Annotated in this window: 15 protein-coding genes; 6 read left to right on the plus strand and 9 right to left on the minus strand. The window is 63.5% G+C overall.

From position 1 onward, the window contains the following. Positions 1 to 12: 12 nt before the first annotated feature. From MF606_RS19225 to MF606_RS19255, 7 genes are all read right to left on the minus strand, one after another. Positions 13 to 570: an HNH endonuclease gene (locus tag MF606_RS19225; RefSeq protein ID WP_240230933.1), complete on the minus strand. Its 558-nt coding sequence runs from the start codon at positions 568 to 570 to the stop codon at positions 13 to 15. A 90-nt stretch (positions 571 to 660) separates the two neighbouring features. Beyond that, on the minus strand, positions 661 to 1,323 hold the full coding sequence (locus tag MF606_RS19230; protein ID WP_240230934.1) for an alpha/beta hydrolase: 663 nt from the start codon (positions 1,321 to 1,323) through the stop codon (positions 661 to 663). A 158-nt stretch (positions 1,324 to 1,481) separates the two neighbouring features. Further along, a complete protein-coding gene (locus MF606_RS19235) occupies positions 1,482 to 2,300 on the minus strand; it encodes an outer membrane protein (RefSeq protein ID WP_240230935.1) in 819 nt (272 codons plus the stop codon). Positions 2,301 to 2,454: 154 nt separating this feature from the next. Then, positions 2,455 to 3,534 carry a helix-turn-helix transcriptional regulator gene (locus MF606_RS19240; RefSeq protein WP_240230936.1) on the minus strand — a complete coding sequence of 360 codons (1,080 nt, stop codon included), beginning with the start codon at positions 3,532 to 3,534 and terminating at the stop codon, positions 2,455 to 2,457. Then, positions 3,531 to 4,637, minus strand: coding sequence for a helix-turn-helix transcriptional regulator (locus tag MF606_RS19245; RefSeq protein WP_240230937.1), 1,107 nt, complete (start codon positions 4,635 to 4,637; stop codon positions 3,531 to 3,533). The genes MF606_RS19240 and MF606_RS19245 overlap by 4 nt, the downstream gene beginning before the upstream one ends. A 4-nt stretch (positions 4,638 to 4,641) precedes the next feature. Beyond that, positions 4,642 to 5,808, minus strand: a complete 1,167-nt coding sequence (locus MF606_RS19250) for a helix-turn-helix transcriptional regulator (RefSeq protein WP_240230938.1) — start codon at positions 5,806 to 5,808, stop codon at positions 4,642 to 4,644. Between the two features lie 87 nt (positions 5,809 to 5,895). Continuing rightward, positions 5,896 to 6,555, minus strand: a complete 660-nt coding sequence (locus MF606_RS19255; protein WP_240230939.1) for a DNA-3-methyladenine glycosylase family protein — start codon at positions 6,553 to 6,555, stop codon at positions 5,896 to 5,898. 13 nt (positions 6,556 to 6,568) lie between these two features. Here MF606_RS19255 and gluQRS point away from each other — a divergent pair, with 13 nt between their 5' ends. Further along, positions 6,569 to 7,432 (plus strand): tRNA glutamyl-Q(34) synthetase GluQRS, encoded by an 864-nt coding sequence (gene gluQRS, locus MF606_RS19260; RefSeq protein WP_240230940.1) that lies wholly within the window; start codon positions 6,569 to 6,571, stop codon positions 7,430 to 7,432. Positions 7,433 to 7,563: 131 nt separating this feature from the next. On the opposite strand, the gene MF606_RS19265 is transcribed toward gluQRS, so the two are convergent. Beyond that, the gene (locus tag MF606_RS19265; RefSeq protein ID WP_240230941.1) at positions 7,564 to 8,511 is read right to left on the minus strand and encodes an NAD-dependent epimerase/dehydratase family protein; all 948 of its coding nucleotides are present in this window, start codon (positions 8,509 to 8,511) and stop codon (positions 7,564 to 7,566) included. Between the two features lie 87 nt (positions 8,512 to 8,598). On the opposite strand from MF606_RS19265, the gene MF606_RS19270 reads away from it, so the two are divergent. The 4 genes from MF606_RS19270 to MF606_RS19285 all read left to right on the plus strand — a co-directional run bounded on the left by MF606_RS19270 (position 8,599) and on the right by MF606_RS19285 (position 11,035). Next, a complete protein-coding gene (locus tag MF606_RS19270; protein ID WP_240230942.1) occupies positions 8,599 to 9,489 on the plus strand; it encodes a LysR family transcriptional regulator in 891 nt (296 codons plus the stop codon). Positions 9,490 to 9,551: 62 nt separating this feature from the next. Further along, the gene (locus tag MF606_RS19275) at positions 9,552 to 9,749 is read left to right on the plus strand and encodes a twin transmembrane helix small protein (RefSeq protein WP_240230943.1); all 198 of its coding nucleotides are present in this window, start codon (positions 9,552 to 9,554) and stop codon (positions 9,747 to 9,749) included. 7 nt (positions 9,750 to 9,756) lie between these two features. Continuing rightward, positions 9,757 to 10,344 carry a cob(I)yrinic acid a,c-diamide adenosyltransferase gene (locus MF606_RS19280; protein WP_240230944.1) on the plus strand — a complete coding sequence of 196 codons (588 nt, stop codon included), beginning with the start codon at positions 9,757 to 9,759 and terminating at the stop codon, positions 10,342 to 10,344. Positions 10,345 to 10,351: 7 nt separating this feature from the next. Then, a complete protein-coding gene (locus MF606_RS19285) occupies positions 10,352 to 11,035 on the plus strand; it encodes a rhomboid family intramembrane serine protease (protein ID WP_240230945.1) in 684 nt (227 codons plus the stop codon). On the opposite strand, the gene MF606_RS19290 is transcribed toward MF606_RS19285, so the two are convergent. Continuing rightward, on the minus strand, positions 10,998 to 12,128 hold the full coding sequence (locus tag MF606_RS19290; protein WP_240230946.1) for a GGDEF domain-containing protein: 1,131 nt from the start codon (positions 12,126 to 12,128) through the stop codon (positions 10,998 to 11,000). The genes MF606_RS19285 and MF606_RS19290 overlap by 38 nt on opposite strands. Before the next feature lie 221 nt (positions 12,129 to 12,349). Between MF606_RS19290 and MF606_RS19295 the strand changes: the two genes are divergently transcribed. Continuing rightward, entirely contained in the window at positions 12,350 to 12,532 is a 183-nt protein-coding gene (locus tag MF606_RS19295; RefSeq protein ID WP_240230947.1) for a putative motility protein, read from the plus strand. Positions 12,533 to 12,535 lie beyond the last annotated feature (3 nt).

A 12,535-nucleotide genomic window follows, 5' to 3' on the forward strand; every position in this document is an offset into this window, starting at 1 on the left:
AATCGACAAGTCCTACGGCTCCAGCTCGATATCCCAGTAAAGGTAGTCCAGCCAGCTCTGGTGCAGGTGGTTGGGCGGGAAGGCCCGGCCATTATTGTGCAGGTCGTGCACGGTGGGGTGATACGGCGCCTGATGCGGAAACATGCGGATTTCGCTCGGCATCCGGTTGGCCTTGCGCAGATTGCACGGTGCGCAGGCCGCCACGACATTCTCCCAGGTCGTCTGGCCGCCCTTGGAGCGCGGAATGACGTGATCGAAGGTCAGGTCGTCCTTGGAGCCGCAATACTGGCATTGGAAACGATCGCGCAGGAACACGTTGAAGCGAGTAAACGCGGGATGCCGCGCCGGTTTCACATAATCCTTCAGCGAGACCACGCTGGGCAGCTGCATTTCGAAGCTGGGCGAGTGGATGATCGTATCGTAATTGGACACGATATTGACGCGGTCGAGGCACACGGCCTTGATCGCATCCTGCCAAGACCAGAGCGACAGCGGATAATAGCTGAGCGGCCTGAAATCGGCGTTCAGCACAAGCGCGGGACAGGCCTCAGGCGACACGTGGATCGTCACTTGAGTCTCCCGGAACGGGAATCGAGTAAGTCCATAGCTCCCTTATAGTAAGCCCTTTGTGTCAGGGCTGTGAAGCGGGGACGAAGCGCTTTATTTCGCTGCGACGCGGGCGATGAAATCGGTGGCGAAGGCCAGCCCGTCCGGCGCAATGCCATGCCCCACATCGAGGCTGACGTGATAGCTCACCTCATAGCCTGCCAGCCGCAGCGCCACCTCCGCATCGGCGCTGAACTCCGGATCGACCACCTCATCCATGTCGCCATGCACAAGGCAGACCGGCGGCTTGGCGAAAGCCGTGCTGCCAAATCCTTCCGGCGGCACGAACGCACCCGAAAACCCGATCACACCCATCAGCGGCCGATCCAGCGAAAGCCCTACATGCAGCGCCATCATCGCGCCCTGGCTGAACCCGGCAAGGATCGTCTGTTCCGGCCCAATGCCGGTCTGGCTCCACAGGTCCTCGAGGAATTGGACGAGCACCGGCCTGGCCGCCTTCACCCCCTCTTGCCGGCTGGTCAGCCGGTCGCCCTCAAAGGCAATGTCGAACCATTGAAAGCCCGATGCCAGCTGCCGGCATTGCTCGGGCGCGTTCGGCGATACGAACAGCGCATCGGGCAGCACGCCCTGCCAATGCGGCGCGAGCCCGATCAGATCGCTGCCGTCGCTGCCATAGCCGTGCAGCAGCACGACGGCCTGCTTGGGCAAGTCGCCGGAGGCGGGCGGGAGCATGGGACCGGAGAGTTTTGGCGGCATGGGGAACCCTGAGAAACGGTTCGCGCACCCTGCCCGCATGGGCGACAAAAATCCAGCATGGAAAGCGCCCGGCGAGGGAGGTCGATCGCCGGGCGAAGTTGGCAGTCAGGATCGTCTTCCCCCACGACGGCCTCGGCAGCGGGCCGCCGGGGATCATGCTAGAAGTGATAGTTGAGCGCGGCTCTGACCGAATGCATGCTTGCCGTGAACCGCTCGGTGTCACCCCCACCGCCGAGAATGCCACCCAGGCCGGCGGGCGCCGTTACGTCAAGGCTGCCCAGATCCACGTAATTGTATTCAAGGCCAAGCGACACGGCCTCGGTCAGCTTCTTCTCGACGCCAATGCCGATGACCGCTCCAACACGCAACGCGTCGGTCGTGCTGCCGGACGTATAGGTACCGTTGGGCAGGAACGGTGCAGGATCATTGCTATCGAGGGAAAACGTGGACGAGGACACCGCGCTCAGGTCGGCAACGGCGACACCGGCCTTGCCGTAGACCAGCCAACCATCGAAATCCATGCCGGCCCTGCCCGCGAACGTGGTCAGCCAGTCGATGGAAAACTCAGTGCGCTCATCAGCAGCAAGGTTCGTAAAGTCGGCGCCGTCGACCTGGTTGAGCACAAGATTGCTCCCGCGCGCCTTGTTGAAGCCGCCCAGGGCCAGAGCCCCCTCGACGCCGAACACGAAGTTGTCGAACTGATAGTTGTAGCCAACCTGCAATCCGCCAAACAAAGCCTGGAACCGCTCGTTGTAATCGCTGTTGCCTATGGTCAGGAACTCTCCCGGATTATTCTCGACCGTCACTGGCGCCATAGTGGTCGATGTGGCAATCGCCGTATCGAGGCCATAGCCCGCGAACACGCCTGCATAAAAGCCGGTCCAGTCCACAGCCTCCTGCGCCATTGCCGGTCCTGCCAGCCCGCCCGCCATAAGGCCCACGGCCAAGCAGGCCCCGCGCGACACCAATCCACCCATTTCAATCTCCGGCTGCCAGATACAACAGCCGCAAAATCCCCTGCTTCGATGCCTTGCCGCATCCTTCATATGAATGATTTTTACGCGGTATCAGCCGCTTATCGAGAGATGTGGTCAAACGGCCACATCACCGCCCTTCGAGTCTGTCACTGGTTCAAGGGCCGAACGCATGGCTGCCCTTGAGCAGCGCCACCAGCTCGCTCTGCTGGTGCGTTCCGGTCTTGCGGAAGATCTGCGACAGGTGGGTTCGGGCCGTCGCCATGGCGATGTGCCGCCCTTCGGCCGCCGCCTTGAGCGACTTGCCCGCCGCCAGGTCGGTCGCCAGGCCGGCCTCGGCCGCCGACAGGTCGAACAGGCCCCTCAGCACCGCGTCGCTTGGCACATTGCCTTCCGCCGAATAGCCGCTGATTGCGACAAGGGCGGTGCCGCGCTCGAAAATGTCGCTGGCCGATCGGTATAGCGGAATGACATGGATCACGCCGGCCCGCTCCGTCTGCCTGCCGCGCAGCGGAAACGAACGGACTTGCGGCGGCGACGCCTGGTTCACGCCCGCCAGGGCCGCTCGCAGCAGCCGCTCGACCTCGCGATCCCATGCGGCGAGACGCCCGAAGGCTGCCGGTCGCAGCACGTCGCTCAGCGTCTCGAACAGCGCATTATTGGCGATGACAACGCCATTGGCCGCTATGACCGCGGCTGGTATCCCCATGACACTCATGGTCGCCACGCTGGCCTCCGCCCGCGCCAGTCGCAGCCGTGTCGCCAGAAGGGCGGCCCGCGCCAGATGGGGTCGCAAATCGTCGAGCAGGGCGATATCGGCCTGAGCAAAGTTGTCCTGCTCTGCCGGCCGCACGAAATTGAAGACGACGAGTTCCCCGCCCGGCATCGTGATCAGCGACCCGGCCTGCCAGGCCGTTCCGACTTCATGCAGGTCTGGTTCGGCGAATTCCGTTTGCCGCTCATCGTCGGTGGTGAAGCGGCCCTGCTCCATAAATCCCGCATAATTGAGCCGCAGCGCCCGATCGATCCTGGGGTTGTCGTACCAGTATTGGCTGGCGGCAAACGCCTGCATGAATTCGACTAGGTTGGGCGTGACGGCATACAGCGGCGGCAAACGGCGGTCGGTGATCGTGAACGCTCCCGACGAGGCACCCACAAGCGCGGCAATATCGGTTAGCGTTGCCGACCACAATTCAGGCACGAAGGCGGTTTCATAAATCCGGTCGATCAGGTTCAAGGGCCCGGTTCTCCCGGCTGCTCGGGCGGCGTGAAGGTGTGGCTACCCTTGAGCAGCGCTACCAATTCGCTCTGCTGGCGCGTCCCCGTCTTGCGAAAGATCTGCGCCAGATGCGTTCGGGCCGTTGCCACCGAAGTCCCGCGTTGCTGCGCCACCTCCTGCACGGTGCTCCCCTTGGCTAGTTCGGCCGCGACACCGGCCTCGGCCGCCGAAAGGTCGAACAGCCCACGCAACACGGCATCCGAGGGCACATTGCCGTCGAGGGCATAGCCGGTCACGGCAACCATGGCAGAACCGCGCTCGAATATATCGCTGGCCGATCGCAACAGCGGGATGACATGAACCACGATGGCCCGCCGACCTTCTTTCCGGCGCACCGGAAACGACCGGATATGGGGCGGCAGCTCCCGGCCCGGACCCGGCAGCGCCGCCTGCAGCAGCCGGTCGACGTCCCTGTCGCCCGCGACCATGCGCCCGAACGCCGCCGCACGCAGCACATCGCCAAGCGTTTCGAACAAGGCATTGGTCGAAACCACGACGCCAGACGCCATGACGATAGCGGCGGGAACCCCGACCGCGTTCATCGCGTCGACGCTGGCCTGTGCCCGTTCGAGTTTGAGCCGGGCCCCGATCAGGCCGGCCCGCGCCAGGTGCGGACGCAGGCTGTCGAAACGCGCAACATCGAGCTCGGAATAGTTTGGCTCGCCCACCAGCCGCTCGAAACTGAACAATACGGTTTCCCCGGCCGGCAGTTCGACCACCGAGCCGATCTGCCACCCGACGCCCATAGCTTCGAGATTGCGTTCCGAAAACTCATGGAGCCGTTCCTCCTGCGTAGAGAACTGACCCACCTCGAGAAAGCCCGTATAGTTCTTGCGGCGCATGCGCTGCAGCCGGGTGTTTTCGTACCAGTGATGCGTCTGGGCAAAGGCGCTCAGCGTGTCGATAATATTGTCCGTCGCCGAATAGAGTGGCGGCAGGCGCCGGTCGACGATCAGCATGGCCCCGGACCAGGCTCCGCCAAAGGCAGCTGCCTCGGTCAAGGCCGCCGGCCAAAGCTCAGGCACGAAAGCGGCTTCATAGATCCGGTCAAGTACGTTCAATCGTTCAATGCCCTTGCCGCAAGATGTGGTCGGACGTCGGCCCATTAGAAACAAAAGGGATAGGCAAGACCGAGAGCAGCAGTGATACCAATTGGCTCTGCTGACCCGTGCCTGTCTTGCGGAATATCTGCATCAGATGCGTTCGCGCCGTTGCCAGGGACACGCCGCGTGCGCTTGCCGCCTCGGCCACGGTCTGCCCCATGGCCAGCGCCGCGGCGAGTTGCGCCTCCTTGACCGTCAGGTCGAACATGCTGCGAACACGGTCTTCGAAGCCCGGCGTCAACCGGCGCGACAGATCCTGTATTCCCAGATAGGCACCGTGGAGCGCTGGCAATCCTTGAACGAAGAGATTGTCAGCCGGCACGATTGAGAGGGCAAAGGCGCTACTGCCGTCCATGGAAGCGACGATCATGTCCGACCCCCGCCTCAGGCATGGGTCGATTGAGCACGCGGCTTGCAGCGCCCGCAAGAACTGCCGGGTCTGACTGGCTTGACCCAGGCTGAGCGCCCCGTGCCGGACCGTTATGGCAGGCCAGGGTTCTGTCAGCATGGCGTCAGCGGCGTCATTGGCCCAGACCAGCCTGGCGTCCGGATCGACAGCCATCCAGCCCACACCCTGCGCATTGAGCACATGTCCGGTCTGTTCCAGCTGGGCCCGGGCCAGGCGCGCATGCAGGTCCATCACCTGCGCCAATGTCCCGTTCAGCGCCGTCAGGATCGCGCTTTCTCGCCGGGTGTATTTTGGTGCCCGCCCGCCCCGGCTGAACATGAAATAAGCCGAGATACCATCGCGCGAGGTTAGATTATGCACCCCGCCGCTATGCTGGTGCTGCGGGCGCATCCAGCCGTCGAAGAGCCCGGATTGCTCGAAATGGGGAAGGGCGCCGTCCAGAATAACATCGCCCTGGCGCGATATTCGCAGGGCCGGCGTGAAGGGGTCGCCACCCTCGACTTGCAGATCGAGGTAGAGCTGCTTGTACTTCTCGCCGCAGTCGCCATAGAGCTGGACATGGTTGCCGACGCGCTGGTCGATCACCGCCAGGGCGACCAAATCCGAGCGAACCACCTCGCGCAGCTTTCTCGCTGCCTGCGCCCATCCGTCCTGCCCGAGCACAGACTGGTACAACTGGACCTTGGTGTCCTCCAGCTCTGCAAACATTTCTTCAGCCATGGCAGCGCTTTCGCAATTGCAGGCCAATGTGCCATCCCGCCGCGGGCATGGCATCATTCAAATGAATGAGGTTATAACAAGATGAGGTTATAACAAGATGCCCTCGCGGTCACGCATGACGGCGAAATAGCGCCAAAACAGCAATGCGGCTGCGGACCGATGCGGCGTCCAGTGGCTCGCGATACCCACCATTTCCTTGATGGTCGGGCGCGCTTCCAGCCCTAATCCGTGCTGCACGGCCTTGAGCAGGGCCAGGTCGCCGGCCGGGAATACATCCGGATGGCCGGCGCAGAACATCAAGTACACTTCGGCGGTCCACGGCCCGATGCCCTTATGAGCCACGAGATAGCGCACCGCCTCCTCTGCCGTCAGGGTTTCGAGATGGTCGAAATCCAGCGCGCCGGCCGCCATGGCCTCGGCAATGGCCCGCACGGTGCGGAACTTGCCGCCAGAAAACCCGGTGGCCCGCACCTCTTCCTCGCTGAGGCTGAGATAGCTCACCGGATCGAGCGCCCCCGGCAGCAGTTCGAACCGGCTCCAGATCGCCCTGGCGCTCGCTACCGACAATTGCTGTCCGCAGATGACCTTGGCTATGCCGACAAATCCCGGCTCGGTGATGCGCGGCTGCACCGGACCGGCAAAGTCGCGCACCGCGGCCAAGCGTGGATCGATCCCCACCAGCATCTCGATGTGGCCGGCGATTGCCTCGACGCTGTCGAGGCGCGGTGACGGCTCGATCAAGCTCATGTAGTAATTCCCCGTGCCACGATCATCGTCAAAACCTGTCCTCCGCTTCGCCCCCAGCCCCAATGGGCTGTTGCATCTCGGCCATGCCTATTCGGCGCTCTATACCTGGAATGCGGCAAGGCTGCTGGGCGGGATTGCGCTGCTGCGGATCGAAGACATCGACATCGAACGCAGTAAACCCGAATTTGTCGACGCGATCCTCGAGGATTTGCGCTGGCTGGGGCTCGACTGGCCCGAACCGGTGCTGCGCCAGTCGCACCGTTTCGACCTCTATGCCGATGCCGGCAACCGCCTGCGCCAGCACGACCTGCTCTATCCCTGCTTCTGTTCCCGTAGCGAGATCGCTGCGGCCGCGGCGGGAACCGACCCGGAAGGCGCGCCACTCTATCCCGGCACCTGCAAGCACCTCGATCGCGGCCAGCAGATCGAACGGCTCGAACGCGGCGATCCCGTGCAGTTTCGCCTCGATACGGCAGGGGCCATCGACCGCGTCGGCATGCTGACCTTCACCATAGTCGGCCCGCTGGTCACCGATCGTCCGCAAATCCGCCATGCCCACCCCGAACGCTGGGGCGATGTCGTACTCCAGCGCAAGGGCACCCCGACCAGCTATCATCTCTCCGTTGTCGTCGACGACGCCGCCCAGGGCGTGACCCATGTCACGCGCGGACGAGACATGGAGGCGGGGACCGACATGCACGTGCTGCTGCAAATGCTGCTCGGCCTGCCCACCCCCATCTATCATTTCCACAAGCTCATTCTCGACGACGCTGGCCGCAAGCTGGCCAAGTCAAAGGGCTCGGAGAGCCTTCGCGACCTGCGCGCCAAGGGGTGGACGCCGGAGGATGTGAGGCGCGCTGTGGGGTTGGGCGGATAGACCGCCCGACGCGAAATGCATTTCCGCCGGCATTGCCCGGCTGTCCGGGCAATCCATCTTGCAATGCCCCTTCAACCATGGATCACCCGGACAAGCCCGGTGATGACGCCGTGGTGAGGCTGCGACGCAACCTAGGCCGCCGCCCTCTGCGCCAGATACGGCTTCACCGTTTCGGCCACCGCGACCGCGAAGGGCGTACCGAAATCGGGGCCCAGCATCGCGTCGAGCCGGGGGTCGACCAGCTCCATCGAGTTGTTCCAAAGGTAGCGCATCTTGACCACCTCCCGAATGACGCCATTGGCGAGGCCCATGGCCTGGAGGAAAATCCACGGTAGCGGCGCCACCTTGAGCGGCGTCGGCGAGGCCGCGACAATGGCGTCCATCAGCGCGCCATGAGTCGCATAATGCCCGGCGAAGTGGAAATTCTCGAATGCGCTCAGCTCGCCCCGCTTTTCGGCCAGCACCGCAAAGGCGCGGCCAAGGTCGGGCAGATAGGCCCAGGCGTGACCAACCTTCAGATCGGCCATGTGGTAGACCTTGCCCTTCTTGATCTCCATCATCATGGCCTGATCGTACCAGTCGCCCACATTGCCCGGTGCATAGAAATCGCCGGCCCGCAGGATGATGGTCTGGAACTTGCCCGCCTTGGACGCTGACTTCAGCATGTCTTCCTGCCGCACCCGGATGGCGCCGCGCGGCGTCTGCGGATGCTGCGTCGTCGACGGCGCCATGCGCCGATCGGTAGCGGCGTAATTATAGACATTGCCGGGATAGAGCATGGTCTTGCCGCTATCACCCATGGCGGTGATCACTGTCGCCAGTTGCGCCTCGGCGCGGCCCTTGTCCCATTTGTCATATGGCAGGTTAAGCGCGTTGACGACGATCTCGGCGTCGGCGATTGCCGCCCGCAGGTCGGCCAGGCTCCCCGCATCGCCCTGGATGAAGGTCACGCCCGCGATCGGCTGCCTGTTGGACCGGCCGAAGCCGCTGACCGTGAAACCGGCCTCATGAAACGCCTTGGCGGCGTGGTGGCCGATATGGCCGTTAATGCCCAGAACCGTGACTTTGCCCTTGCTCATCGACTGTCTCCGTTTGTTGATGGACACAGCATCGGCCATTCAATAACGTTGCGATATCCGCTGATTGTGTAGGTTTGGCATTCAATTATGAATAGAGAACCGGATTGGGCGCTGTGGCGCAGCTTTTCTGCCGTCGTCGCCAACGGTTCGCTCTCGGCCGCGGCGCGTGAGCTCGGCCTCAGTCAGCCCACGGTCGGCCGCCATGTCGAGACGCTTGAGGCCGATCTCGGCCTGACGCTCTTCGAACGCACGCTCTCGGGGCTTAAACCCAACGTCACGGCATTGCGCATCTATGAGCCGGTGGCGCAGGCCCAGGCATCGCTGGCCGAGGCCGCCATCATGGCCGAGGGGGCCCAGGCCGAGTATGGCGGCACGGTACGCATCACCGCCAGCGTCATCATCTCGACCTATGTACTGCCCCGGCTCCTTGCCGCCATCCGCGAGCGCTACCCGGCCATTGCACTTGAGATCGTTCCCTCAGATTCGGCCGAAAACCTGCTGCTGCGCGAAGCCGATATCGCCATCCGCATGTTCCGCCCGACCCAGCTCGAACTGGTCACCAAACATCTCGGGGACCTTCCGCTCATCGCCACGGCCCACCAGAACTATCTCGACCGTCGCGGCACGCCGGCCACGGTTGCCGATCTCTATGGTCACGACATGATCGGCCTCGACCGCTCCGACGCCATCATCGCCCATGCCACAAAGATCGGCCTGCCGTTGCGCCGCGATAACTTCGTTCTGCGCTCAGATGACCAATGCCACCTCTGGGAAGTGATGAAAGCCGGACTCGGCGTCGGCTTCGCCCAGGCCAGTCTCGTGCGCCACACGCCCGGCATGGTGGCGCTGCCGCTCGACCTCGCCATCCCGCCGCTCGAAGTCTGGCTCACCACCCACAGGGAATTGTTCACGTCCCATCGGATTCGTGCCATCTATGACGCATTGGCCGAGGGTCTTCACACCTATATCAATAGCTAGAACCGATCGATCCCGGCCCCGGCCGGAGATGGCAAGTTCCAGGCCCAGCCGCGCAGGATCCCATGCAGACCGCTCTCAATATCGCTATCGCTCTCGCTTTGCTCTTCGTTGTCGTCGTGCTCGGCATGGGCCTGTGGAACATGCTCAAGGGCGGACCCGGCAATACCAGCCAGCGCCTGATGCGCCTGCGCGTCATCGGCCAGGCCGTTGCTCTGGTGCTGCTGCTGGGCGCGCTCTTCCTCTTCGGCGGCCAGCGCTAGAGGCATAATGGTCAAGCTCAACGTCATCTACACCAAGACCGGCGACGACGGCACCACGGGCCTCGTTCGCGGCCCCCGCCGGCCCAAATATGACCTGCGCGTTGAAGCCTATGGCACGGTCGACGAGGCCAATGCCACCATCGGCCAGGCCCGCATCCACACCACCTCCATGCCCAAGATCGACATGATCCTGGGCCGCATCCAGAACGATCTCTTCGATGTCGGCTCCGATCTCGCCACTCCCGGCGCCGACGATCCGGACGCCGAGCATCCCTCATTGCGGGTGCGCCCGGTCCAGACCGAGTTTCTCGAAAAACAGATCGACCACTTCAACGCCGACCTCGAGCCGCTGCGTAGCTTCGTCCTGCCTGGTGGTACCCCGCTGGCGGCGGCGCTGCATGTCGCCCGCACCGTGACCCGGCGCGCCGAGCGCATCACCGTCGAACTGGCCGCCACCGAGGACACCAATCCCGAGGCCGTGCGCTACCTCAACCGCTTATCGGACCTGCTCTTCGTGATGGCCCGCGTCGCCAATGCCAATGGCACGCGCGACGTGCTCTGGGTGCCAGGGGTCTACGGCGACGTCAAGAAGTAGCGGGCCGATGTTTCTGCCTCTGCACGACGCCAACCCGATCCGCCACATCCGGTTTCCCTTCGTCAACTACAGTCTCATCGCCTTCACCACACTCTGCTTCCTGGTCCAGGCCGTGTTGCCGCAGGCCGCCTTCGACCAGGCGACCATCGATTTCGGCATGATCCCGATCGTGGTCCGCGATGTTTATCCGCAGCCCGTGCCGTGGCTGCCCGATTGGGCGACGCTCTTCACCTATGTGTTTCTGCATGCCGACTGGCTGCATCTGCTGAGCAATATGCTGTTTCTCTGGATCTTCGGCGACAATATCGAAGACGCCATGGGACACGTGAAATTCTTCCTGTTCTACCTGGCCTGCGGCGTCTGCGCCGCGCTGGCGCACCTGGCCTTCAATTTCGATGGCAATGGCCCGCTGATCGGCGCATCAGGCGCGGTCGCCGGCGTCATGGGGGCCTATGTGCTGCTCTACCCGCATGCCCGCGTGCTGGTCCTGGCGCGTATCGTCATTCCGATCCCCCTGCCCGTTCCGGCCTTCTGGATGCTCGGCTTTTGGCTGGCGACGCAGCTCTTCTATGTGCTTGTCGGCTCGGACCAGCCGGTGGCCTGGTGGGCCCATCTCGGCGGTTTTGCCGCCGGCATCATCCTTGCCGCCGGCTTTAGGCGGCGTGAGGTGGCGCTTCTGGGTGGCCGCTGACCGGCCGCAACAGCAGCACATCGCCGGCAAACGCCACGCGATTGCGCCCGCTGCGCTTGGCCGCATAAAGCGCGGCATCGGCCTGCACGAAGAGATCGGCGGCGGGCAGCGTTCCCGGCGCTACGGCGACGCCGAAACTCGCCGTGATCCGGATGACCTGCCCCTCCCAATGGATTTCGAGCGTCTCGATCGCCTGGCGCAACCGGTCGGCGATCTGCCGCGCCAAGGCCAGCCCGGTATCGGGCAGCAGTACCGCCAGTTCCTCACCGCCCAAGCGCGACAGCAGGTCGCGATTGCGCATATTGGCCCGCAGGATCATCGATACCTGCTGCAGCACATAGTCGCCCGCGGCATGACCATGGGTGTCGTTGACGACCTTGAAATGATCGAGGTCGAGGATCAGCAGCGCCGCCTCCGCCTCGGGCGGCCGCAGGCCGGCCACGCCGCGTTCGAAGGCGCGCCGATTGGGCAGCGCCGTTAGCGGGTCGGTAAGCGCCCGCGCCTTCCACTGCCGCTCGCGGCTGATCTGATTGAGTTCGCGATCGACGAACAATCCCAGCAATATCGACGCCGCCACCGAAGCGGTAACCATATAGGGCGCGATCAGGCTGAGCAGCGACCATATGCTGGCATAGCCCATGGCGACGCCGGTCAGCAGGTAGCAGGAAACCACCAACCCGAGCACGACCAGGTGGTGCATTTTGACACGGCCCTTGGGACGCAGGAAGTAGCGCCAGCCGAGGCCGAGCGCGGCTGCGGCAGCAATGCCGATCGCGCCGGGCATCGCGCCCATGCCGCCCAGCCACACCCGGTAGCCCGCCGCCAGCACCAGCGCCACCAGGGCTGCCGGCCAGCCGCCGAAGGCCGCCGCGAAACCCACGATGAGGGCGCGCGCATCCACCATCACGCCGTCGCCAATCCGCGCCGGCGCCATCATGGCGATGACCGCGCCCGAACCGAAGATCAGGCCATGCGTGATCGATGTGATGGTTTTGGGCCACTTCTGGCGTTCCACCGCTCCAAAGGCGATCGCCATCAACGCCAGCAGGCTGACGCCGTGAACCAGTGTAATGAAGAGTTCCTGAACGAGCATGTCGCCTAACCACAGAGCAAGCCGTAATGCCCATCTGGCTGGATAAACGTAAGTGAGCCATAAACTTAGCCATCCGCAAGGCCGTCACTGTGCGATAGCGTTAACGGTTGGTAAAGCGCCTGCGGTGCCTACAAGTTTCACCAAATCGCCACGATTGACCAAGGCTTTGTTTACACCTGAGGCCTAGATTTCGCGGTGGACTATCAGCACAGGAGGTCCGGATGAACTCAGATCTCTCGATGCAGATGGTGGCGATGAACACCATGGCGACCCAGAACAGCATTCAGATCGCGGTGTTCAAGAAAGCCCATGAGATGCAGGCGGATCTGCTCAACAATCTCATGCAGACCGCACTGTCCGCCCCACCGCCCGGCCAGGGCCTCAAGGTCGACAAGCAAGCCTAGGCC

Source organism: Devosia lacusdianchii (assembly GCF_022429625.1).
GTDB classification, from domain to species: domain Bacteria; phylum Pseudomonadota; class Alphaproteobacteria; order Rhizobiales; family Devosiaceae; genus Devosia; species Devosia lacusdianchii.